Annotated in this window: 19 protein-coding genes; 17 read left to right on the forward strand and 2 right to left on the reverse strand. The window is 43.7% G+C overall.

Features of this window, described 5'->3' with window-relative positions:
- Nucleotides 1-28 precede the first annotated feature (28 nt).
- The gene (locus tag EIZ39_RS00875) at nucleotides 29-1,318 is read left to right on the forward strand and encodes a homocysteine synthase (protein ID WP_129196469.1); all 1,290 of its coding nucleotides are present in this window, start codon (nucleotides 29-31) and stop codon (nucleotides 1,316-1,318) included.
- Nucleotides 1,319-1,563: 245 nt separating this feature from the next.
- The gene (locus tag EIZ39_RS00880; protein ID WP_240675697.1) at nucleotides 1,564-2,769 is read left to right on the forward strand and encodes a saccharopine dehydrogenase family protein; all 1,206 of its coding nucleotides are present in this window, start codon (nucleotides 1,564-1,566) and stop codon (nucleotides 2,767-2,769) included.
- A 104-nt stretch (nucleotides 2,770-2,873) separates the two neighbouring features.
- On the opposite strand, the gene asnB is transcribed toward EIZ39_RS00880, so the two are convergent.
- Entirely contained in the window at nucleotides 2,874-4,796 is a 1,923-nt protein-coding gene (gene asnB, locus EIZ39_RS00885; RefSeq protein WP_129196473.1) for an asparagine synthase (glutamine-hydrolyzing), read from the reverse strand.
- A 179-nt stretch (nucleotides 4,797-4,975) separates the two neighbouring features.
- Here asnB and EIZ39_RS00890 point away from each other — a divergent pair, with 179 nt between their 5' ends.
- From EIZ39_RS00890 to holA, 6 genes are all read left to right on the forward strand, one after another.
- Entirely contained in the window at nucleotides 4,976-5,389 is a 414-nt protein-coding gene (locus EIZ39_RS00890; RefSeq protein WP_483296001.1) for a deoxycytidylate deaminase, read from the forward strand.
- Nucleotides 5,390-5,455: 66 nt separating this feature from the next.
- Complete coding sequence (locus EIZ39_RS00895; protein WP_483296002.1) at nucleotides 5,456-5,749, forward strand: YggT family protein; 294 nt, start codon at nucleotides 5,456-5,458, stop codon at nucleotides 5,747-5,749.
- A gap of 109 nt (nucleotides 5,750-5,858) precedes the next feature.
- Nucleotides 5,859-8,231, forward strand: coding sequence for a DNA internalization-related competence protein ComEC/Rec2 (locus tag EIZ39_RS00900; protein ID WP_129196477.1), 2,373 nt, complete (start codon nucleotides 5,859-5,861; stop codon nucleotides 8,229-8,231).
- Nucleotides 8,232-8,269: 38 nt separating this feature from the next.
- Nucleotides 8,270-8,818, forward strand: a complete 549-nt coding sequence (locus tag EIZ39_RS00905) for an RNA polymerase sigma factor (protein WP_129196479.1) — start codon at nucleotides 8,270-8,272, stop codon at nucleotides 8,816-8,818.
- A complete protein-coding gene (locus tag EIZ39_RS00910; RefSeq protein WP_129196481.1) occupies nucleotides 8,815-9,891 on the forward strand; it encodes a zf-HC2 domain-containing protein in 1,077 nt (358 codons plus the stop codon). The genes EIZ39_RS00905 and EIZ39_RS00910 overlap by 4 nt, the downstream gene beginning before the upstream one ends.
- A 195-nt stretch (nucleotides 9,892-10,086) precedes the next feature.
- On the forward strand, nucleotides 10,087-11,118 hold the full coding sequence (gene holA, locus EIZ39_RS00915; RefSeq protein WP_129196483.1) for a DNA polymerase III subunit delta: 1,032 nt from the start codon (nucleotides 10,087-10,089) through the stop codon (nucleotides 11,116-11,118).
- Nucleotides 11,119-11,197: 79 nt separating this feature from the next.
- Here holA and rpsT read toward each other — a convergent pair whose 3' ends face one another.
- Complete coding sequence (gene rpsT / locus EIZ39_RS00920; protein WP_129196484.1) at nucleotides 11,198-11,464, reverse strand: 30S ribosomal protein S20; 267 nt, start codon at nucleotides 11,462-11,464, stop codon at nucleotides 11,198-11,200.
- A 181-nt stretch (nucleotides 11,465-11,645) separates the two neighbouring features.
- On the opposite strand from rpsT, the gene gpr reads away from it, so the two are divergent.
- The 9 genes from gpr to dnaJ all read left to right on the forward strand — a co-directional run bounded on the left by gpr (nucleotide 11,646) and on the right by dnaJ (nucleotide 22,679).
- A complete protein-coding gene (gene gpr, locus EIZ39_RS00925) occupies nucleotides 11,646-12,767 on the forward strand; it encodes a GPR endopeptidase (protein WP_129197884.1) in 1,122 nt (373 codons plus the stop codon).
- Nucleotides 12,768-12,795: 28 nt separating this feature from the next.
- On the forward strand, nucleotides 12,796-13,155 hold the full coding sequence (locus tag EIZ39_RS00930) for a DUF3679 domain-containing protein (protein WP_129196486.1): 360 nt from the start codon (nucleotides 12,796-12,798) through the stop codon (nucleotides 13,153-13,155).
- Nucleotides 13,156-13,248: 93 nt separating this feature from the next.
- Complete coding sequence (gene lepA / locus EIZ39_RS00935; RefSeq protein WP_129196488.1) at nucleotides 13,249-15,063, forward strand: translation elongation factor 4; 1,815 nt, start codon at nucleotides 13,249-13,251, stop codon at nucleotides 15,061-15,063.
- A gap of 60 nt (nucleotides 15,064-15,123) precedes the next feature.
- The gene (gene hemW, locus EIZ39_RS00940; RefSeq protein WP_129196490.1) at nucleotides 15,124-16,263 is read left to right on the forward strand and encodes a radical SAM family heme chaperone HemW; all 1,140 of its coding nucleotides are present in this window, start codon (nucleotides 15,124-15,126) and stop codon (nucleotides 16,261-16,263) included.
- Between the two features lie 90 nt (nucleotides 16,264-16,353).
- Entirely contained in the window at nucleotides 16,354-17,394 is a 1,041-nt protein-coding gene (gene hrcA, locus EIZ39_RS00945; RefSeq protein WP_129196492.1) for a heat-inducible transcriptional repressor HrcA, read from the forward strand.
- 13 nt (nucleotides 17,395-17,407) lie between these two features.
- Complete coding sequence (locus EIZ39_RS00950) at nucleotides 17,408-18,958, forward strand: TCP-1/cpn60 chaperonin family protein (protein WP_129196495.1); 1,551 nt, start codon at nucleotides 17,408-17,410, stop codon at nucleotides 18,956-18,958.
- 11 nt (nucleotides 18,959-18,969) lie between these two features.
- Nucleotides 18,970-19,518 carry a nucleotide exchange factor GrpE gene (gene grpE / locus EIZ39_RS00955; protein ID WP_129196497.1) on the forward strand — a complete coding sequence of 183 codons (549 nt, stop codon included), beginning with the start codon at nucleotides 18,970-18,972 and terminating at the stop codon, nucleotides 19,516-19,518.
- A 68-nt stretch (nucleotides 19,519-19,586) separates the two neighbouring features.
- On the forward strand, nucleotides 19,587-21,422 hold the full coding sequence (gene dnaK / locus EIZ39_RS00960; RefSeq protein ID WP_129196499.1) for a molecular chaperone DnaK: 1,836 nt from the start codon (nucleotides 19,587-19,589) through the stop codon (nucleotides 21,420-21,422).
- 138 nt (nucleotides 21,423-21,560) lie between these two features.
- Nucleotides 21,561-22,679, forward strand: a complete 1,119-nt coding sequence (gene dnaJ / locus EIZ39_RS00965) for a molecular chaperone DnaJ (RefSeq protein WP_129196501.1) — start codon at nucleotides 21,561-21,563, stop codon at nucleotides 22,677-22,679.
- Nucleotides 22,680-22,714 lie beyond the last annotated feature (35 nt).

A 22,714-nucleotide genomic window follows, 5' to 3' on the forward strand; every position in this document is an offset into this window, starting at 1 on the left:
AGAGATTTTGTCCGAGGAGGAATGGGAGATGACACAAGAGCGTAAATTGGGATTTGAGACAATTGCTTTACATGGGGGACAGAAGCCTGATCCTGCCACGAATTCTAGGGCTGTTCCTATCTATCAAACTTCTTCCTATGTTTTTAACGATACGGATCATGCCGCCAATTTATTCGCGTTGAAGGAATTCGGCAATATCTATACTCGCATTATGAACCCAACACAAGATGTATTCGAACAACGTATCGCCCAGTTAGAAGGTGGAGTGGGTGCATTAGCCACATCTTCAGGACAGGCTGCTATCACGTACTCTATTCTTAACATTGCTCAGGCGGGTGATGAGATTATAGCTTCTAGCAGCTTATACGGTGGTACATATGCTTTATTTGCTCATACTCTTCCTAAGCTAGGGATTAAGGTTCAATTTGCTGACATCGATCAGCCGGAAGATTTTATTGCTAAATTCAATGACAAGACGAAGGCCGTCTTTATTGAAACGATTGGAAACCCACGTATTAATGTTGCTGATATTGAGAAGGTAGCTGCTATTGCACATGATCATGGTGTTCCATTAATTGTGGATAATACGTTTGCATCACCTTACTTGTGCCGACCTATTGAACATGGAGCGGATATTGTAGTTCACTCCGCAACTAAATTTATCGGCGGACATGGTACGTCTATAGGCGGTGTTATTATAGACGCTGGAAAATTTGATTGGACGAATGGCAAGTTTCCACTGCTCACTGAACCGGATGCTAGTTATCATGGGTTAGTCTATACTCAAGCTCTTGGACCTTTAGCTTACATTATTAAGGCAAGAGTAACCCTATTGCGCGATATCGGAGCAGCTGTGGCGCCATTCAATTCTTTCCTCTTCCTTCAAGGTCTAGAGACCCTTCATTTACGTATGGAGAGACATGTAGAGAACGCGAAGAGGGTAGCGGAATTCCTAGAACAACACGAATTGGTTTCATGGGTCAACTATCCAGGACTAGAAACCAACCCGTATTATGCCTTAGCGAAGAAGTATCTGCCAAAAGGAGCAGGTTCGATCTTTACCTTTGGTCTTAAGGGTGGTTTAGAAGAAGGGAAGAAGTTTATCAACAGCTTGCAGCTCTTCTCCCACTTAGCTAACGTAGGAGACGCGAAGTCATTGGTTATTCATCCAGCCAGTACAACACATCAGCAGTTAGACGAAGAGAGCCAGCGTAGAGCTGGGGTTACTCCAGATATGGTTCGCTTGTCTATCGGCTTAGAAACCGTAGATGATCTTTTATTCGACTTAGACCAGGCTCTAAAGCTAAGTCAAAAGTAAGAACATAGGAACAGACTCAGGCCGTGTGCTTGGGTCTTTCTTTTTTCTCGTTAACATGTCAAGCCATGGTGACCTATTTCTCTAGGTGCCAGCATATTTTAGAGTAGGGGGATTTTTAGGTGCTTAAAAGAGGTAAGGGAGGAGATGACTACGAGAAGAATATCTATTGGGCGAAATAGGTGGTTATTCAGACAGCGAATTTAAAACTTGATTTTACAATTCCTAAGGAGGACGACCTGTTGAGAGTGGTAGTACTCGGTGTCGGTGGCGTGGGGCAAGTCTGTGCGGCAGAATTATCAAAGAAACCAAACGTAAAGACACTCATTCTTGGTGATATATCTGTGGATTGCGCTGAGAGGTTTGCAAAGAAACTAAGGTCAGTGACAGGAACAACAATTAAGGTTCATCGGGTAGATGCGAGTAAGATCGAAAGTGTAATGGAGGTAACCAGAGAAGCCGATGTCCTTATTCATGCCGGATTGCCTGATTACAATATTCAAGTTATGAAGGCTTGTCTTGAAACCCGAACCCATTATATCGATATGGCCTCAAATGGCCCCAAGTGGTTGTTGGAGCAGTTGGATTGGGATCCGTTATTTAAAAAGAAAGGCATATTGGGAATCATGGGTATTGGGTGTGATCCTGGATTTTCCAATATTGCCGCAAGGTATGCCGTAGATCAATTAGATACTGTCGAATCCATAATGATACGAGATGGAGATAATTCTGTTGTAGATTATGATGGATTCTGTGCTTACTTCAGTCCGCAAACCGCAATCAAAGAGTGCTTAGCAAAACCTAACTATTGGACCGCAGAGCTTGGGGAACAATTTTTTCCTGATCCGTTTTTTAATAAAGAAGAATTTGAATTTCCAGAACCGATCGGTTGGTTGGATTGCTACAATGTAGAACATGAAGAAGTAACGACATTAGGTGAGACAATAGGAAAATGGAAGGGATGCAAGTATGTTGATTTTAAGTATGCCCTTCACCCTGACTTTGTGAATACTCTCAAGGTTCTGGCTTATCTTGGATTAGACAGTGACGAAGTTATTGAAGTGAACGGAGCGGAAGTGATTCCTCGCGATGTGGTGGTTACGACGATGCCAAAGCCCACAGATTTGGCAGGAAAGATTCATGGATACTCCTGTGTCGGAGCACTGGTTAGAGGAACAAAAGGAGATCGGAGTAAAGAACTTTACGTTTATACCATGGCCAATCATGATGAAGTATTTAAAAAGACCGGATTCCAGGCTACGGTTTGGCAGACAGGGGTCCCTCCTGTGGCAGCCGTAGAGCTTATCGCAAATGAATCGTTAAAGGGGCGATTTGGGTGTATTCCACCTGAACTCATTGATCCACTACCTTTCTTAAATATTGTAAAATCCATGGGAATGGACTGGCAGATTATCGAGAAAACGGGCCCGATTGTCCGTAAAAGCTCGGCTTGAACAGAGGAAATTTCTCAAATTACATTGTGATTTGATTATAATAGATAAGGACAAAAAGGGTGTACCAACAGCTGATGATAGCTTTGGTACACCCTTTTTAAAATTTAACCTACATGATAGGATTCGAGTCGTTTGCGGCGCGTTTCAATATAAGGACTGACATACGGGCCAAACGAATACTTGTCTTCCATATAGATTTGATGCCAGAGCATAAATACAAGCACCGTCCAGATCTTTCGACCATAATCGGCCTTTCCTTCCTTATGCTCATCAAGCATATAGAGGACAAAAGCTTTATTAATAAACTCATCAACATTAGAGTCATAGATTAGTTCTTTAGCCCAATCATAGAAATCATGACGCAACCAGTGTCTTGTCGGTACAGGGAAGCCTAGCTTCTTCCGCGTCTTGATTTGTGGAGGGAGGATGTCCTTCATGGCTTCACGAAGAACATGTTTCGTTGTCCCATTGGCAATCTTATATTGAGTAGGGATGGTTGCCGCAAATTCAAATACCTTCGGATCTACAAAAGGAACACGCAACTCAAGTGAATTGGCCATCGTCATTTTGTCGGCCTTCATCAAGATGTTGCCTCTAAGCCAAGTATGAATATCAAGATATTGCATCTTCGTTACGTCATCGTAAGACTTTGCATTCTTATAGATAGCGGCTGTAATTTCTTGAGCTGAAATATACATCGGATCTGTGGACAAGCTACTCATCGTTACTTTTTCTTTAAGTTCTTCTGAAAAGATCAAAGCATTCCCGAAGAAGCGTTCTTCAACGGACTTAGAGCCACGCATGATGAAACTCTTTCCTTTTGTCCCTTCTGGAAGAAACTCGGCAGCGTGGCGAAGGGTTGATTTCAAGAAACCAGGCATTCTAGAAAAATGACGTAGGGAATGAGGCTCTCGGTAGATATTATACCCACCAAAAAATTCATCTGCGCCTTCACCTGAGAGAACGACGGTGACGTGCTTACTCGCTAGTTCAGCTACAAAGTATAAAGCGATGGCCGAAGGGTCCGCTACGGGTTCATCTTGGTGCCAGATGAGGCGAGGCAGTTCCTCTAAGTAGCGATCAGCACTAATCTTAACTTCATGGTGATTCGTTTTTAAGAATCCGGCTGTTTCCCTGGCGATATCTAATTCGCTATACCCTGGGATGTCAAAACCAACGGTGAAGGTTTTGACTTCTTCGTGCTGTCTGAGCAAGGCCACAATACTGCTTGAGTCAATTCCACTGGATAAGAAGGCTCCGCGTGGGACATCACTGACTCGATGCTTAGCTACCGAATCTTTAAGAATTTCTCTGGTTCCTTCAACAAAGTAAGAGAAAGGCTTCTCTTCCGGACGGAATTCTACTGTCCAATAAGGTTCTATTTTCATCTCGCCATCTTTAATAAGGACGAAATGCCCAGGTGGAAGTTTATGAATCCCGTCAAACATCGTTTCAGGGTCTGGAACATACTGAAAGGTTAAATAGTGATAGAACGAAGTAGGGTTTACTTTTTTCTCTACTCCAGCTACTTGTAATAGACTCTTGATCTCTGAGCCGAATGCGTACGAGTCGTTGGTTTCGGTCCAATAGAATGGCTTAATGCCAAAGTGGTCGCGAGCACCGAAAAGAATATTCTTCTTTCTGTCCCAAATCACAAATCCGAACATGCCTCTTAGATGCTTAGGACAATCAAAACCTACTTCTTCGTAGAGATGGACAATCGTTTCTGTATCTGATTCGGTCTTGAAGTGATGGCCCTTATCTTTCAGCCATTTCTGCAGTTCTTGGTAGTTATAAATTTCACCATTAAAAGCGATCCATATATCTCCATCTTCATTGCAGAGAGGCTGTTTGCCTCCCTCGAGGTCAATAATGCTTAACCGACGAAAGCCAAGGCCAACATGGTTATCAATATGGAAACCTTGGTCGTCTGGACCTCTATGTATGATAAGGTCGGTCATGGACTGAAGATGTTGCGGAGATAAGGGATGATTCTTTTTATTATAAAGAGCGACAAATCCGCACATAACAAAGCTCCTTCTGATCGAGATAGTTCAGAGTAAACTTTAACATGCTTTTACACCATAATCAACGTTTGCCCATGTGGCAAGGAAAATAGAGAATAGACGCAAGTCTGTGATACAATGGCGTTAGCGTGTTTTTAGGGATGTATAAACATAGAATTACAATTGGGAGGAGTATTCCGTTGCGGAAATCTTGGGATGAGTATTTTATGGATATTGCTGATGTGGTGGCCACGCGTTCTACATGCAATAAACTAGCTGTCGGTTGTGTCATTGTATTAGATAAGATGATTGTGTCAACGGGCTATAATGGCTCCATCCATGGACATGAACATTGTAAAGATGTAGGATGCCTTATTAACGATGAAGGAAGATGCATTCGTACGATCCACGCTGAACAGAATGCCATTATCCATGCTAAACGAGATGAGATCATGGGGGCAACCGCCTATGTGACCCATGAGCCTTGTGAGACTTGCTCGAAGCTTTTGAACCAAGCAGGGATTAAACGAATCGTTTTTCGTCATCGATATAAAAATGACAGAAACAAGGTGTTTCTTGAAGGTGTTGAAGTTGTCCAAATTGGCTCTAGTTAAGTAGCTTTCTACACTGAAAAAAAGTATAATAGTTAGGATAATAAAAAATAATGGAGGAACATAACATTGACGGATTCGTTGATTGGAACCATTATGGAAGGTGCAGCTTTACTAATCCGATTGTATTATTTTGCGCTAATCGGGCGCATCTTGCTATCTTGGCTGCCACAATTGCAAGAGAACCGATTTGCCGAATTCTTATATAATATTACGGAACCTTACTTGGCAGTATTTCGCAGGTTTATTCCTCCATTAGGAATGATCGATCTTTCTCCGATTGTAGCCTTCTTTGTTTACAGCTGGATCTCAGACTTCCTGCTTAGAGGTTTACATACTGTCTTAGTGTTCTTGATTGGTTAGCTATATACCATCTATTTTTAACTTGAGAGCCCCACTTTTGCTGTGGGGCTTTTTTCTTTTCTACCTCTAAGGATAAGATGGAGGAAAAAGAGCTTGGAGGGCAACGTCTTTGTATTCTAGACCTATGTATGTAGCATCCTTACTCCTATTAATGGGAATGGTTATGTCTCACTACCTATTGCATGAACAGTATATTTCTCTTACCATATTGTCTGTATTGATTTTAATTTTTGGCCACATGTTTAAATGGGCTCTCTCACGTTCGTACTCCATTCTTTTATTCCTTCTAGTCCTTACAGGAGTGAGTTATTATTACTGGTATGATGCTACGAACCAGACCCTTCTTAAGGAATCGGAATCCGATGAGTTAATTAGAGGAAGAATTGTTTCACAGGTACAGGTAGATGGAGACTTGGCCAAATTTCGCTTGAAAGTGATGGAGGTGCAGGCACTTCTCGTGGATGAAGCGGTGGAGTGCAGGATCTACCTTAAATCGAAAGAAGAGCAAGAGCAGGCGACTAAATTAATCTTTGGCACTTACGTGGAATTCAAAGGACAATTGAAAGCACCCGAGGGTAGTCGGAACCCTGGCTCTTTTGACTATCGGCAGTATCTCTACTATAAGAGAATTCATTGGCTTGTTATTTCCACTTCTCTGGCTGATTTAAAGGCATATCGATCCGCTAATATAAGACCAGATGTTGTGATGAATCGGGTAAGAGACTATCTCGAACGCTCGCTCGAGCGTACCTTCCCAGCAGGCTCATCAGAGATTATGAAGGCCCTGTTGCTTGGAATTAAAGTGGACCTTCCGCAAGACGTAACGGATATCTATGGAAAGCTTGGATTAATTCATGTACTAGCCATTTCAGGGCTTCATATGAGTATTATTGCAGGAGGCATCTTCATCTTAGGAATCCTTCGTTTCATTGGGTTTACAAGAGAAACATCTATTATTTTAACCGTCCTAACGATCCCTATTTATATTGTTTTAGCTGGAGCCGCTCCCTCCATCGTACGTTCTGGAATTATGGCTGTGATTAGTCTGGTTGGCGTCTACCTTCACAGAGGGAGGGATGGTTTGAATTTATGGGGAACAGCGCTATTCCTTATGTTAATATATAACCCATACTATCTATGGGATATTGGTTTTCAGTTATCCTTTCTAGTGACTTGGGGTCTTATTTTATTTGTTCCTTATATGCGCAGCTTCTTTCATTTCCTTCCGGATTCGTTGTCCTCTCTACTAGCTGTAGCGGTAACCGCGCAATGGGTCTCATTTCCCCTTATTGTCTATTATTTTCACCATTATCATCTCCTCTCCCTATTAGCCAATATCCTTTTTGTTCCTTTGTATTCTATCGTTTTTATACCTATGGGTTTTGCTTTGTTTATTCTAGGATTCGTTCATCCTGGGCTTGTACAGCTGTGGGCAGAGGGGTTAGCTTATGGATTTCAGTGGATGAATCGGATGATTGAATGGATAGCAGGTTGGCATGGATTCCAGCGTCATGTGGCGCCTCCTGAAGTTTGGTGGATGGTAATATATTACATTGTTCTTTGCGGTAGTCTATGGATAATGAAAGGAAGAAGGTTATTATGGCTTTTCTTGTTAATGAGTGTGATATTATCCTTAAGCTTTATCCCCTGGCAAGGAGAACAAGTAAAGATTACTTTCGTGGATGTAGGCCAAGGCGATGCCATCGTTATCCAATTGCCTAACAAAAGAGTATATCTCATTGATGGCGGTGGAGTATTAACTTATGATAAAGGAGAATCTTGGCGAAAAAGGAAGAGTTACTTCGATCCCGGGAAGGACATTGTCGTCCCCTTTCTTAAATCCCAGGGGATTAATGAAGTACATACTCTAGTCATTACGCATGGGGATATAGATCATATTGGGGGTCTTTATACTGTTGTTGAGGACATCCCGATCAGACGAGTATTAATCAACGGGACACAACCAAAATCTAAACAAGAAACAGAGCTGTATCAGTTACTGAATCAGAAACAGATCCCGATTTACCAAGGTAGAGCAGGTGACTGGTGGAAAGATGCTGAAGAAATTGAATGGAAAATTCTCCATCCGTCAGCGGTGGAGAACGAATCGGATAACAATTCTTCCCTGGTTCTTTTGCTTAACGCCTATGGATATAAGATCCTGTTTACAGGCGACTTAGAGAGGGAAGGGGAAAATCGATTAATTGAAAGCGGAGACCTAGATAAAATCCATCTGCTGAAGGTGGCACATCATGGAAGTAAAAGCTCAACAACAGAAGCATGGTTAGACCGGTTACAACCTGATTACTCTATTATTTCTGCTGGTAGGCTGAACCGCTATGGGCACCCCCATGAGGAAGTGCTTACTAGGTTACATCAGGTGAACAGCCGTATATTTAGAACAGATAAACAAGGGGCCGTTATGGTTGAATTAAGACCAACAGAGATGAAAGTTTGGACTTACCTGCAACCTTCACAATGACTAAACCGTCAGAAAGTATGACAGAGGGGGGAACTTAAGTGACTGAAGCAGATCTGGTCAGAGCTGCACAAGCGGGCGATCGCGACGCCCTCATTCAACTGTTAAGAATGATAGAAAAATCTGTTTATAAAACAGCTTACTATATATTGAAAAATGAGCAGGAGGCTATGGATGCAGCACAAGAGGCGCTCATTAAGGTGTATAACAAGATTGATACGTACCAGGAGAAAGCGAAATTCTCTACATGGGTACAGAGGATTGTTACGAATATTTGTATAGATCTTTGTCGAAAAAGGAAAGAAACGACGTCCATTGATGAGCATCCACTCCCTCTTCAGGATAAGGCAAATGTAGAAGAAGAAGTTCAGCTAACGTATATGGCTAAGGATATTAGGGAAGCAATTAATCTTTTACCTGAACAGCATAGAACCGTCATCGTGATGCGCTACATCCAGGATTTTTCCTATACGGAGATTGCCGAAGCACTAGAGCTTCCCTTAAACACGGTTAAATCACACTTGTTCAGAGCGAGACAGCAACTGCAAAAGCAACTCCTGGAATATCAGAAAGGTGGTGTTCGGGTATGAGGTGTGAAGAGGTGACCGAATATATGCAGCGGAGTCTAGATAATGATCTGACACCTACTGAAACAGCCGAGATGGAAGAGCACCTTCATTCATGTGAGGAATGCTCTGTTATGTACCAAACTTTAAAGCAATTACACGAGGAACTAGAGAATCTTCCAGATGTAGAACCGCCTATGAGCATTGTCGACTCCATCCTTCCTCAGTTGAGCTTGGCAGGACAGTCACAATTAGTAAATATGCCAACTTCCCTTCCTAAAGTGAAGAAAAATTGGGCTCGGAAGCCGTGGTCCTTCGTGGCTGGCGGGGTGGCAGCGGCCATCTTGTTGGCTTTACTTGCACCACAATTCTTTGGAGAATCGGAAATGAAAATGACGGAGATGTCAGATGGTCCAGCGGAAATGCAACCAACGCAATCTCTGGCGGTGCCGTTAGAAGAAAGCAAAGAAGAACTTTCAACAATGGATGCAGCAAAGGTTGAGGTTCCTTCCGTTGCAAATGACGTAGAAACCTTAACCCAAAAACAGGTGGAAACACCCATGGCTATGGAACCTACAGAACCCGCAGAACCTCAAGGGCAGGATCAAGTTATGTCCCAGCAGGTAGCTAACTCTACGGCTGTGCAGCCTCCTAAAGAGGAACCAACGAGGAACAATGAACCACAGCCAAAACCAGAAGAACCTGTTGCTCCAGCCGAGAGTGAAGTCGCTATGGCACCACCGGTTAATCCACCAGAAGAAGTACATTCGCTTGCAGCCAAAGAACCTGTGGTAGAAGAAAATTTAATGATGTCTATGACTAGTGAACCAGTTCAACCGGATTCTTTCGGTTCACCGGATGGTATGTGGAATGCTCGGGTAGATGGGCAACGAATCGTCATTCTTGATCAAGACGGAGTAGAAGTGTTCCGAAGTCATGAGTGGACGGGAGCTGCTTATGTTTCTGTAGAATGGGTCGATGCTGCGAAGGTTATGTATACCCTTTATCCAGTAAATGCGGGCACGGAAGAGGCAGCGGCTAAGCCCTTGGAAAAATGGTTAATAAACGTAAAACAAGGACAGGAACAAAAACAATAATGCTCGCGTATAGTATAGCAGGTGTTTAAATCCTGCTTTCCGTCTGGTGCCCAACCTTAAATAGATTGGCGCCGGCGTTTACATATACGCGCTTGAAGACAAAAGGGTATCCACAGCTTAAAGGATACCCTTTTTGCGATATACATTTATGAATCTGATATAATAAGGTTGATGCTTGGCGGTGAGGTGGAGTAAATGGAATATCGAAGTATTTTTAAGGAAATACAGCAAGGAATAATAAAGCCTATTTATCTGTTATATGGAACAGAAGCATTTTTAATTGAAGAATGCATCAACTTTATAAAAACTAAAGCGATTGATGAGCAATTTTTAGATTTTAATTTTAGCGTTTTTGACCTGAATGAAATACCGATCCAGCAAGCCGTTATGGATGCAGAGACCCTTCCGTTTATGGGGGATAAGCGAGTGGTGGTGGCTAAGAATGCCCACTTTCTAACCGGGGCGAAAGCAAGTGGGGGGGTCGATCACTCCGTTGATTCTCTTCAGGCTTACCTAGACAATCCTACAGATACCAGCATTTTGATTTTGACTGTCTTCCAAGATAAATTAGATGAACGGAAAAAAGTAGTGAAAGGGTTAAAGTCTGTTGGGGCAGTAGTGCCATTTATGCCATTGAAGGACCAAGAACTATGGGGATGGATTAAAAGGCAAGCGCAAAAGAGAGGTGTCCAAATGGACGATCACTCAGCTCAGACCCTTGATCGAATTGTAGGTAACGATCTCAGGCGTCTACAGCAAGAAATGGACAAGATGGCTTCCTACGTAGGTCAAGGTGGCTTAATAACAGAGGAAGTTGTCTATTCCTTGGGTTCTAGAACATTAGAGCAGGATATCTTTGGTTTAATTGATAAAGCGTCTCGCTTAGATATTGATCAGGCTATGCGTATTTATTATGATCTTTTGAAGAATAAAGAGGAACCGCTAACCATTCTCAGTTTGTTAGCTCGTCAGTTTAGACTTATTCTTCAAGTGAAGATTTTATCTGCCAGAGGGTATTCTGGACAACAGATGGCCTCTATATTAGGTGTCCACCCATATCCCATAAAGCTTGCAGCGGAGAAAGCACAGCGGTTTAAAGAGAAGGCATTGAGACGAATTATTGCTTATTTAGCAGAAGAGGATTATCGAATTAAGACGGGACAGATTGACAAATCTCTTTCCATGGAATTATTTTTTATGAGACTAAGAGATATGCTCGAGTCCTAAATACGAGAAAAGAGGAGTGTTCTTGCTACAAGGCAAGGACACTCCTCTTTAATTCGAAGCTTGTAAGTCTCTTAAGGGATTAAGCAGTTACGCCGTTCACTTTTTGAGCCAAGCGAGACTTTCTGCGGGAAGCCTCATTTTTATGAATAAGACCTTTAGTTACAGCCTTGTCTAGCTTCTTAGCAGCAAGCTTGTAAGCTTCTTGAGCTGCAGCTACATCGTTTGTAGCTACCGCAGCTTCAACACCCTTAAGGGCTGTGCGAAGAGCGGATTTCTGTGAAACACGCTGAAGACGTCTTTTTTCATTCGTCTTTGTACGCTTAATTTGGGACTTAATATTTGGCATCAGATTCACCTCCTTGGTGCATCCATAAGTAACATTCGCTGAAGTTAGCAACAGAAGATATTCTATCATGTCGAAAATAGAAATGCAATAACGGAGTTGTATAAAAGTAAAGCTGTTATAGCATTATAAATATAGAATTTTTGTGAAAAAATGGAATGCAAGGAGTTGGTGACTCATGTCCATGAATGAAGAGCATCATGATCTTGATTTAAGCCGCTTTTCCGTACGGACAGATCTTGCTTTAGAAGCCCATCAGATCGCTGCGGAAAAGACGGGCGTCCCCCACATACAAGGCGTTGAGATGGGCACGCATGAAGAAGACGGAATCCGAATTACTAGAGTTCAAGTGAGAAACGAACACGGTGCCAAAGCCATTGGAAAGATGCCAGGAAACTATCTAACGCTTGAAGCTCCTGGATTACGCAGGAAGGATACGGAACTGCAAAATTTAGTGGCAACTCAATTTGCTCATGCCTTCAGTCAATTTCTCTCTGATTTAGGAATCAGCAAGGAGGCTAAAGCTTTAGTGGTTGGACTAGGGAATTGGAATGTTACCCCCGATGCTCTTGGCCCCATTGTTGTAGAAAATTTGTTAGTGACCCGACATCTGTTTGAATTAATGCCTGAGCATGTAGAAGAGGGCTACCGTGCGGTAAGTGCTCTATCGCCTGGGGTGTTAGGGATAACAGGGATTGAAACCAGTGAGATTGTCTATGGTGTTGTAGAGAGGACCAAACCCGACTTTGTCATCGCTGTAGATGCCTTGGCTTCTCGTTCCATTGAACGTGTAAACAGCACGATTCAAATTTCGGATACAGGAATTAATCCTGGCTCAGGAGTTGGGAATAAGCGTAAGCCGCTTAACAAAGAGACTCTAGGTATTCCAGTTGTTGCGATCGGGGTACCGACCGTTGTAGATGCCGTTTCCATTGCTAGTGACACTATTGACTATGTCTTGTCTCACATGGGGCGGCAGATGAGAGAGGCTGCCAATCCAACACCGGCTAGTCGACTTACTCCGTCGGGCTTCGCGTTACCCGGAACGCCTAAGCCATTGGATAAGGATGAACAACCCTCAGAAGAAGGGAAAAAGGTGATTATGGGGTTAGTTGGTTCTCTCCCGGAGATGGAGAAAAGAGAGCTCATTCGTGAAGTCCTTCAACCGCTTGGTCATAATCTTATCGTTACACCCAAAGAAGTGGATGAGTTTGTTGAAGATATTGCCAATATCATTGCCAACGGGCTTAATGCAGCGTTGCACGACATCATTGATATGGATAACGTTTCAGCTTATACGCATTAATGTGAAGGGATAAGGGAGCGATGATCAGATGAAGTGGAGAATCCAGTTTATACTGCTTGTGATGGTGATGTCTTGTTTGGTTATAGGAGGGATCCACTTGGCGGAAAAAGGGATTCAGCGAGTGGAAGGCACGGAGGATGGTCCTGTCCAATCGTTCAATATTGCCAGAGTGGATCAGGGCAAAATGGAGATGACCGTCCTTGGCAGACAATATTCCATAACGAATCAGCAAGACCTTCCACATGAGGAAATGACTCAGGATTCCTCTGTATCGTCGCCTCCTAGTCAACAACAACATATGGAAAATTGGGCCAGCACCATCGGGAATCGCGTAGGCAGATGGATGACGACTTCTACGCAAAAACTAATGAATTGGCTTTTAGGCTAGTGTGGAAATCAATGATTTAGCATTGCTTCCGTCTACCTCCCCTGATATAATCAAACTTAGTGCATTTTTTCGCCTCAGGGAGGTATTTTCATAATGGACAGACGTGAAAGACAAAAGAAGATTCGTAACTTTTCTATAATCGCTCATATTGATCATGGGAAATCTACATTAGCTGACCGTTTACTCGAATTTACGGGAACGCTAAGCGACCGGGAAAAAGAAGACCAGTTCCTTGATTCGATGGACTTAGAGAGGGAACGTGGAATTACAATCAAGTTAAATGCTGTTCGCTTAAAGTATAAAGCAAAAGACGGCGAGGAATATATTCTTCACCTCATTGATACGCCGGGTCATGTTGATTTTACCTATGAAGTATCACGAAGCTTAGCGGCGTGTGAAGGGGCTTTGCTTGTCGTCGATGCAGCGCAGGGAATTGAAGCCCAGACATTAGCGAATGTCTACTTAGCATTAGACAATAACCTTGAGATTCTTCCGGTGATTAACAAGATCGACTTGCCAAGTGCTGAACCAGAACGTGTTAAGAATGAAGTGGAAGAAGTCATCGGTTTAGATGCTAGTGATGCCGTTTTAGCATCAGCGAAGGCTGGAATTGGGATTGAAGATATCCTTGAACAAGTTGTACAGAAGGTGCCTGCTCCACAGGGAGATCCAGACGCTTCTGTACAGGCCTTGATTTTTGACTCTTATTATGATGCGTACCGTGGAGTTATTGCGAATATACGCGTAGTGAATGGTACTATCCGCAAGGGTATGAAAATCAAGATGATGGCAACAAACAAGGTTTTTGAAGTAACGGAAGTAGGAACTTCTGCCCCTTTCCCCATTGCCGTTGAGGAATTAACGGTTGGCGATGTAGGGTTTGTGGCCGCAAGTATTAAATCGGTTGGCGATACCCGAGTAGGGGATACGATTACGAGTGCAGATAACCCTGCGAAGGAACCATTGCCAGGATACCGTAAGATTAATCCTATGGTGTTCTGTGGTCTATATCCTGTCGACACGGCAGAATATAATGACTTGCGAGAAGCGTTAGAGAAACTGCAATTGAATGATGCCTCTTTACAGTTTGAGCCTGAGACTTCACAAGCTCTTGGCTTCGGCTTCCGATGTGGTTTCCTTGGTCTTCTGCACATGGAAATTATTCAGGAGCGGATTGAAAGAGAGTTCAATATCACATTAATTACGACCGCACCAAGCGTTATCTATAAAGTCACCAAGACGGATGGAGAGCATTTTGATATCGATAATCCGTCCAAGATGCCTGATGCTCAAGTAATCGACTTCGTAGAAGAGCCTTTTGTGAAGGCCTCCATCATGGTTCCTAAGGATTTCGTTGGGGCAATTATGGAATTATGCCAAGGCAAGCGCGGAGAATTCATGGATATGCAGTATATCGATGAGAACCGCGTGCAAATCATTTATGAGATGCCTCTAGCTGAGATTGTTTATGATTTCTTTGATCAGCTGAAGTCAAGCACGAAAGGATATGCGTCTTTCGATTATGAGGTCATAGGCTATCGACAATCGAAGCTGGTGAAGATGGATATCATGCTGAACGCTGAGGTGGTCGATGCTCTGTCGATTATCGTCCACAAAGATTCAGCTTATGCCCGTGGCAAGCTTCTCTGTGAAAAGCTAAAAGAACTTATTCCAAGACAGATGTTTGAAGTACCTATCCAGGCTGCTATCGGTAAGAAAATTGTTGCCCGAGAAACGATTAAAGCGATGCGTAAGAACGTTCTAGCGAAATGTTATGGTGGTGACATTTCTCGTAAGCGTAAGTTGCTTGAGAAGCAGAAGGAAGGGAAAAAGCGTATGAAGCAAGTCGGAAACGTGGAAGTCCCTCAGGAAGCGTTTATGGCTGTTCTGCAAATGGATAAGAAATAATGCAATAGGCTTTGGCGTTAGCCAAGGCCTTTTATCTATTATGTAAGAAGGAGGGGTAAAATGCCCCAATCAGTATATATTCATATTCCGTTCTGCACAAACAAGTGTTATTATTGTGATTTTAATTCTTATGTGACAGAGAATCAGCAACTAATCTGGGACTATTTGTACGCATTAGAGCGGGAGATGGAGGCAACGATTCGTATCAACCCTCCTGACCAGATTAAGACTATTTTTGTTGGTGGCGGAACTCCCACATTCTTATCTTACGAGCAGATGCAGTACTTCTTAACAAGTGTTCAAAAGAAAATCCCAAACCAAGCTCCTGATATAGAATTTACAATGGAAGCGAATCCGGGAACGACTGATTTGGATAAACTATCCATTATGAGGCAGGGCGGTGTTAACCGCCTTAGTTACGGTGTGCAAGCCTTTGATGATGAGTTGCTGAAGAGGATTGGCCGGATCCACGATTCAGCACAGGTCATGACGAGCATTGAGAATGCAAAGTTGGCGGGATTTAATAATATATCGATTGATCTCATTTTCGGACTTCCGGGTCAAACCCCAGAACTCTTTCAGCGTACCTTAGATCAAGCTTTTTCCTTAGATCTACAGCACTTTTCTGCTTACAGTTTGAAGGTAGAGGAGAATACTCGCTTTCACGTTTTATATGAGCGCAATCAGCTCATCCTTCCTTCAGAAGAAGAAGAGGTGTTGATGTATGAACTCGTTCGAAAGGAAATGGCACGTCATAGCTATCTGCAGTACGAAATAAGCAACTTCTCGAAGCCGGGATTCGAGAGTCGTCACAATCAAACGTATTGGAAAAATGAGGAGTATTACGGAATGGGTGCGGGGGCACATGGCTATGTAAAGGGGAGAAGGCATGTCAATGCAGGCCCTGTTCAGCAATATATCCAGCTTGTACAGGAAAAAGAGCTTCCTCGGGTAGAAGAGTTTGCTGTGGCTCCGCAAGAGGCAATGGAAGAGTATATGATTATGGGGTTGCGCTTAATGGCGGGGGTATCAGAAAGTGAGTTTCAAGCGCGGTATGGAACTTCACTAGATTCTGTATTTGGAGAAGAGGTTAAGGAACTAATAAATATTGGTTTATTGGAGAAAACAGAAGGGCGAATATGTTTAACGGAAAAGGGAATTCCCTTAGGAAATGAAGTGTTTATGCGTTTCTTGACCTAGTTGACAAGGGTCTCTTTAATTTGGTATTTTTATCTGAGAAGCTTTTAGCACTCGATGCACTTGAGTGCTAACAATAAGGGAGGGATCAGATTGTTATCCACTAGACAAATCCAAATCCTTCATGCCATCGTAGATAATTATATTCGTCATGCTGAACCTGTCGGGTCCAGGACGATTTCGAAGCGAGAGGATGTAGGCTATAGCTCTGCTACCATTCGTAACGAAATGGCCGATCTAGAGGAGCTGGGTTTTTTAGAGCAGCCCCACACTTCAGCAGGCCGGATCCCTTCGCAGAAAGGATACCGTTTCTACGTCGATCATCTGGTTCAACCTTCCCAGCTTACGCAAGGCGATGTTTTTAACATTCGGCAATTGTTTGCTGAGAAATATTATGCTTTTGAGCAGATTACACAACAGACGGCAGCGATTCTCTCAGGTTTGACTAATTATACATCGATTGTTTTAGGTCATGAGGTAGTCGATGCCCGGTTGAAACATATACAGATTATCCCTTTGAACTCCGATACAGCGGTTGCGATTATTGTAACCAATTCAGGTAAAGTTCAAAATAAAACCATCAATGTTCCGGACGGTGTTCCTATCGGGGAAATTGAAAAGCTCGTCAACTTCCTGAATAGTAAGCTTGTAGGTATTCCACTGCATGACTTGCGAATGCAGATTCAAAGAGAGCTGTCTACCGAACTGCAAAAGTTAATGGATAATTATCAGACTGCCATTAAAATTCTGGAAGACACCTTTATGAATGAGGAGTTAGAGGAGAAGGTTGTACTTAAGGGTACGACCAACATCATGATGCAGCCCGAGTTCCGAGACGTAGAAAAGGTGAAGGAAATCCTGGATTTCCTAGAGCAAAATGAACAACTTCTCAAGCACTTTAGTCCATCAACACCAGGAATCCAAGTGAGAATCGGCACCGAGAACCGAGAGGACGCCATAAGTAATTGTAGTATCATTAGTGCTACCTATCATGTGGATGGGCAGCCCGTCGGTACAATAGGGATATTAGGACCAACAAGGATGGAGTATGGAAAAGTAATTAGTATTGTAGATTTCCTTGCGAAGGACCTCTCGCTAGCGCTCGAAAGATTTTATAAGGGCAAGAAGACATAAGGAGTAGAAGTCAATGAACCGTTCTCTAGAGAGTGGGCAGAAAACGGGAGATGAACGGCTGACGACGTTAATGAATAATGTTAATGCGATTCGCGCTGTTTCATCCGCTGTTGAAGGGACGCTCGGACCGAAGGGCTTAGATACGATGCTGGTGGATGAGCAAGGTGAGGTCATTGTTACCAATGATGGTGTGACCATTCTAGAGCTGATGGAAGTCAAGCATCCTGCTGCACGAATGTTGATTAAGATTGCCACGGCTCAACAAGAAAAAGTGGGGGATGGCACAACGACAGCTACGATTCTAGCTAGCGCCCTGGTTCAGGAAGGGGCAACTCAAGTACATCGAGGGGTTCCGGTGTCACAAGTGATCACTGGGATCAGGAAGGCCGTGCGCTACGCTCTAGCTCGCTTGACCGATCTTTCTAAGCCTATCTCAGAGCTGGGTGATCCTCATCTAGCAAGAGTAGCCTACGTTGCTTCGAGAGAAAATCAGGATATTTCTGACCTTGTGATGGAAGCCTGTCACTTGGTTGGGTATGAACAACTGATTTGCGAAGACTGGAGGCTTTCTGATTTGGTGTTTCCCTGTATAGGGGAAGAGAATGAAGTGTTTGAGGGGGTTCTCTTAAGACGAACGCCTGTCTCTAAACAAATGCCTACTTCTCTATCCGCTCCTGAGATTCTCGTATTGGAGGACGCCTTGGCCCCGGAAGAAATTGATGAGGAAGCATTAGGGACAGAGACAGGTTTTCAGCGTTACCTTGATAATAAAGAAGCGTTTAAATATAATCTTGAAAAGATAGCGGATTTGGGAGTATCTCTTATTGTCTGTCAGCGTTCATGTGATCCTTATGCAGAAGAGTTTTGTATTGATCGCGGTATTACCGTATTGCACAGAGTTGCAAAAGAGGAAATAAGTCGATTAGCAGACCACACAGGCGCTAAACCCATGAAGAGAATGGGTCTTAGTAAGTCTTCAACGGAATTAGCCGAGTTGCTGGGAAAAGCCGACGAATTTAGAGTAGACGACCGTTCAGGCAGAGTCCGAATTGAACGAGGCCGCGGGAAGGCAACCGCAACCATGGTTGTTGGGGCAGCTACGGCAGAGGTCGTAGGAGAACGTGGGCGAATTGCTAGGGATGCGGCGGCCTCTGTTCAAGCAGCCGTGAAGGGCGGAGTGGTAGCTGGGGGTGGATGTGCCGAGATTGCCCTGTACCGTGAGATTGAGAGTTGGCGTACAACTCATATCGAGGGACTTGAAGGTTATGGGGTGGATGCCGTTCTTGCAGCCCTTCAGAAACCGATGTCTCAAATGATGGTAAACGCCGGTTTTAATCCGCTAGAGAAGCTAGAAGAAGTTCGCGCCTCTCAACGGTCTTTCGGATCCTCCTCCATAGGTTTAGATTACACTACGGGTAAGGTGCAAGATTTATTGGAGTCTGGAATCATTGACCCTGCTTTAGTTAAGCATTATGCCTTGAAGGCTGCCGGTGAGGTAGCGGAAAGCATTCTTAGAATACACACGGTGATTCGCATGAAATCCCATGCTGATGAACCTGAATAGGAGTTGAAATCATGGAAGAAAAAAATCAGGCTGAGCAGGAGTTTTTGGAGTCGGAAGTTAAGGGAGAAGTACAAGAGGAGACGGTTGATTCTGCTGAATTGGAACAGAATGATCCGTTAGCGGCTCTAAAGCAAGAGGCGGAAGAAAACTACAATCGCTATCTTCGGGTTCAAGCCGACTTCGATAACTTCCGCAAGAGAACTCGTAAAGAAAAGGAAGAGCTGCAGAAATACGCTTCACTTCCTTTGATTGAAGGTCTTCTGCCCGCTCTTGATAATCTTGAGAGAGCACTTGCTGCAGGACAAAATACGGGGGAACATTCCGATTCCTTGATCAAAGGTGTAGAAATGGTGTTTCGTCAGATTCAGTCCGTGTTAGAGCAAGAAGGTTTGAAGCAGATCGAAGCCCAAGGGAACCCTTTTGATCCCCAGTTTCACCAGGCTGTCATGCAAGAGGAAAGTGCTGAGTATGAAGCAGGTATAGTCATTCAGGAACTACAGAAGGGTTATGTACTAAAAGATCGTGTGATTCGTCCTTCCATGGTGAAGGTTAGTTCTTAATACATTTCTTTAACTTGAATTCAATCCACATAACTACTTTTGTTTTAAAATTAGGAGGGAGTTAAACCATGAGTAAAGTAATCGGTATTGACCTAGGAACCACAAACTCTTGTGTAGCTGTAATGGAGGGCGGAGAACCTGTTGTTATCCCAAATGCAGAAGGAAACCGTACCACGCCATCCGTAGTATCCTTTAAGAGCGGAGAGCGTATTGTAGGAGAAACAGCGAAGCGCCAAGCGATTACGAATCCGAATACGATTATGTCCATTAAAAGATATATGGGGACGAACCACAAAGTAGAAGCAGAAGGAAAAGATTATACTCCACAAGAAATCTCGGCTATTATCCTTCAAAAGCTTAGAGCTGATGCGGAAGCTTATCTTGGCGAAAAAGTTGAAAAAGCGGTTATCACGGTTCCTGCTTACTTCAACGATAGTCAGCGACAAGCTACAAAAGACGCTGGGAAAATTGCGGGTCTAGAAGTATTGCGTATTGTTAACGAACCAACGGCTGCTGCTCTTGCCTATGGATTAGAAAAGTCTGATGACCAAACGATCCTTGTATATGACCTCGGTGGTGGTACGTTTGACGTATCCATTCTTGAGTTGTCTGAAGGCTTTTTTGAAGTAAAAGCAACTTCTGGTGACAATAAGCTAGGTGGAGATGACTTTGACGAAGTCATTATTAATTTCTTAGTAGCTGAGTTTAAGAAGGAAAACGGTATTGACCTATCTCAAGACAAGATGGCTGTACAACGTCTGAAGGATGCAGCAGAAAAAGCAAAGAAGGATCTTTCCGGCGTTTTGACAACCACGATTTCTCTTCCGTTCATTACAGCTGATGCCACTGGACCTAAGCACTTAGAAGTGACTCTATCTCGTGCTAAGTTTGAAGAGTTATCTGCTAGCCTTGTGGAAAGAACGATGGGACCTACTCGCCAAGCTCTTCAAGATGCTGGCTTGCAACCAAGCCAAATTGATAAGGTGCTCTTGGTTGGGGGATCTACTCGTATCCCAGCAGTACAGGAAGCCATTCGCAAGTATACAGGAAAAGAACCGCATAAGGGTGTAAATCCAGACGAGGTTGTAGCCTTGGGTGCAGCCGTTCAAGCAGGCGTATTGACTGGTGATGTCAAAGATGTAGTTCTACTAGACGTCACTCCGTTATCTTTAGGGATCGAGACACTTGGTGGAGTGATGACGAAGTTGATCGATCGTAATACCACCATTCCTACAAGCAAGTCCCAAGTCTTCTCTACTGCTGCAGACAGCCAAACCTCTGTAGAAATTCACGTTCTTCAAGGGGAGCGTTCAATGGCAGCAGACAATAAGACGCTTGGACGTTTCCAACTAACTGATATTCCTCCAGCACCTCGTGGCATCCCACAAATCGAAGTATCCTTTGATCTCGATGCCAATGGTATTGTGAATGTAAAGGCGAAAGACCTTGGAACTGGAAAAGAACAAAAGATTACCATTACATCTTCTTCTGGATTAAGTGACGAAGAAATCGACCGCATGGTAAAAGAGGCAGAAGCCAATGCGGATGCCGATAAACAGCGTAAAGAAGAAGTAGAGGTTCGCAACGAAGCTGACCAACTTGTCTTCAGCACAGAGAAAACACTCAAAGAGCTTGAGGATAAAGTGGATTCAGCAGAAGTAGCTAAAGCAAACGATGCCAAAGAAAAGGTGAAAACAGCTCTTCAAGGTACAGACATTGAAGCGATTAAGGCGGCGAAAGAAGAGCTTTCAGAGATCGTTCAACAGTTGTCCGTAAAGTTATATGAGCAAGCTGCTCAGGCACAAGCTGCGGGTGCGCAAACAGAAGCAGACCCTGGCACTGCTAACAATAAGGAAAATGTAGTAGACGCTGATTATACAGTTGTAGAAGAAGATAAAAAGTAAGGGTTGCAATGAGTCAAAGTCAAGGCTATACTTGGCTTTGACTTTTTCCCTTATCAGAGTGTATTGCGTAACCAGAAGATACGCACGATTTAATAGATGTGCTGTAAGGCAAACCCAAGCGGGAATGAGGAGTGAACGATGAGTAAACGTGATTATTACGAAGTCCTCGGCTTAAGCAAGGGAGCTTCCGAAGACGAGATAAAAAAGGCCTATCGCAAGTTGGCACGTCAGTATCACCCTGACGTAAATAAGGCGCCCGACGCAGAAGAAAAGTTTAAAGAAGTGAAAGAGGCTTATGACATCCTAAGTGATTCTCAAAAGAGAGCGATGTATGACCAGTACGGACATGCGGGTACGGACCCTAATGCTGGCTTTGGCGGCGCTCAGGATTTTGGTGGCGGTTTTGGAGATATTTTTGACATGTTTTTTGGCGGCGGTGGCGGCAGGAGGAACCCGAATGCGCCAAGGCAAGGGGCCGATCTTCAATATACGTTATCCATGCAATTTAAAGAAGCGGTTTTTGGGAAAGAATTGGATATAGAGATTCCTAAAGATATGGAATGCGATACGTGTCATGGTTCGGGTGCAGAGCCTGGAAGTAAAGTGGAGACCTGTACCACTTGCCGAGGAACCGGTCAGCAAGAGCAGGTGGCCAATACCCCATTTGGACGTGTAGTTAACCGGAGAACGTGTACAGCTTGTGGTGGAAGAGGCAAGATGATACAAGTTAAGTGTTCAGATTGTCGTGGAGCAGGTACGGTCAAGAAGCGCAGAAAAATACACTTAAACATTCCTGCAGGTGTCGACGAAGGGGCACAACTTCGTGTACCAGGAGAAGGCGAACCTGGTCTAAACGGAGGACCTCCTGGAGATTTGTACGTCGTCATCCGTGTAAAACAGCATGAATTTTTTGAGCGAGATGGATATGATATCTACTGTAAGGTGCCGATTACCTTTACGCAGGCTGCTTTAGGGGACGAAATTGAAGTGCCGACCCTTGACGGGAAAGTGAAATTGAAGGTTCCTGCTGGAACTCAAACGGATACGTATTTCCGTTTACGTGGAAAGGGAGTTCCACATTTGCGACGTAATGCACAAGGGGATCAGCATGTCCGAGTCGTTGTCGTCACACCTACGAACTTAACGGAAAAACAAAAGGATCTTCTTCGTGAGTTTGGAGAAATTAGCGGAGTGAAGCCATCGGAAGAGGAAGCTTCTTTTTTTGATAAGATGAAACGCGCTTTTCGCGGGGAGTAGCATTGGGTCTCAAGGGATAACAGGAGGGAGCAAAA

Source organism: Ammoniphilus sp. CFH 90114 (assembly GCF_004123195.1).
GTDB lineage: Bacteria > Bacillota > Bacilli > Aneurinibacillales > RAOX-1 > YIM-78166.

Excerpts from the sequence above, each read along its gene's own strand:
- EIZ39_RS00875 (WP_129196469.1), top strand. The coding sequence starts at position 29 with ATGACACAAGAGCGTAAATTGGGATTTGAGACAATTGCTTTACATGGG.
- asnB (WP_129196473.1), bottom strand. The coding sequence starts at position 4,796 with ATGTGCGGATTTGTCGCTCTTTATAATAAAAAGAATCATCCCTTATCT.
- EIZ39_RS00910 (WP_129196481.1), top strand. The coding sequence starts at position 8,815 with ATGAGGTGTGAAGAGGTGACCGAATATATGCAGCGGAGTCTAGATAAT.
- holA (WP_129196483.1), top strand. The coding sequence starts at position 10,087 with ATGGAATATCGAAGTATTTTTAAGGAAATACAGCAAGGAATAATAAAG.
- rpsT (WP_129196484.1), bottom strand. The coding sequence starts at position 11,464 with ATGCCAAATATTAAGTCCCAAATTAAGCGTACAAAGACGAATGAAAAA.
- gpr (WP_129197884.1), top strand. The coding sequence starts at position 11,646 with ATGAATGAAGAGCATCATGATCTTGATTTAAGCCGCTTTTCCGTACGG.
- EIZ39_RS00930 (WP_129196486.1), top strand. The coding sequence starts at position 12,796 with ATGAAGTGGAGAATCCAGTTTATACTGCTTGTGATGGTGATGTCTTGT.
- lepA (WP_129196488.1), top strand. The coding sequence starts at position 13,249 with ATGGACAGACGTGAAAGACAAAAGAAGATTCGTAACTTTTCTATAATC.
- hemW (WP_129196490.1), top strand. The coding sequence starts at position 15,124 with ATGCCCCAATCAGTATATATTCATATTCCGTTCTGCACAAACAAGTGT.
- EIZ39_RS00950 (WP_129196495.1), top strand. The coding sequence starts at position 17,408 with ATGAACCGTTCTCTAGAGAGTGGGCAGAAAACGGGAGATGAACGGCTG.
- grpE (WP_129196497.1), top strand. The coding sequence starts at position 18,970 with ATGGAAGAAAAAAATCAGGCTGAGCAGGAGTTTTTGGAGTCGGAAGTT.
- dnaK (WP_129196499.1), top strand. The coding sequence starts at position 19,587 with ATGAGTAAAGTAATCGGTATTGACCTAGGAACCACAAACTCTTGTGTA.
- dnaJ (WP_129196501.1), top strand. The coding sequence starts at position 21,561 with ATGAGTAAACGTGATTATTACGAAGTCCTCGGCTTAAGCAAGGGAGCT.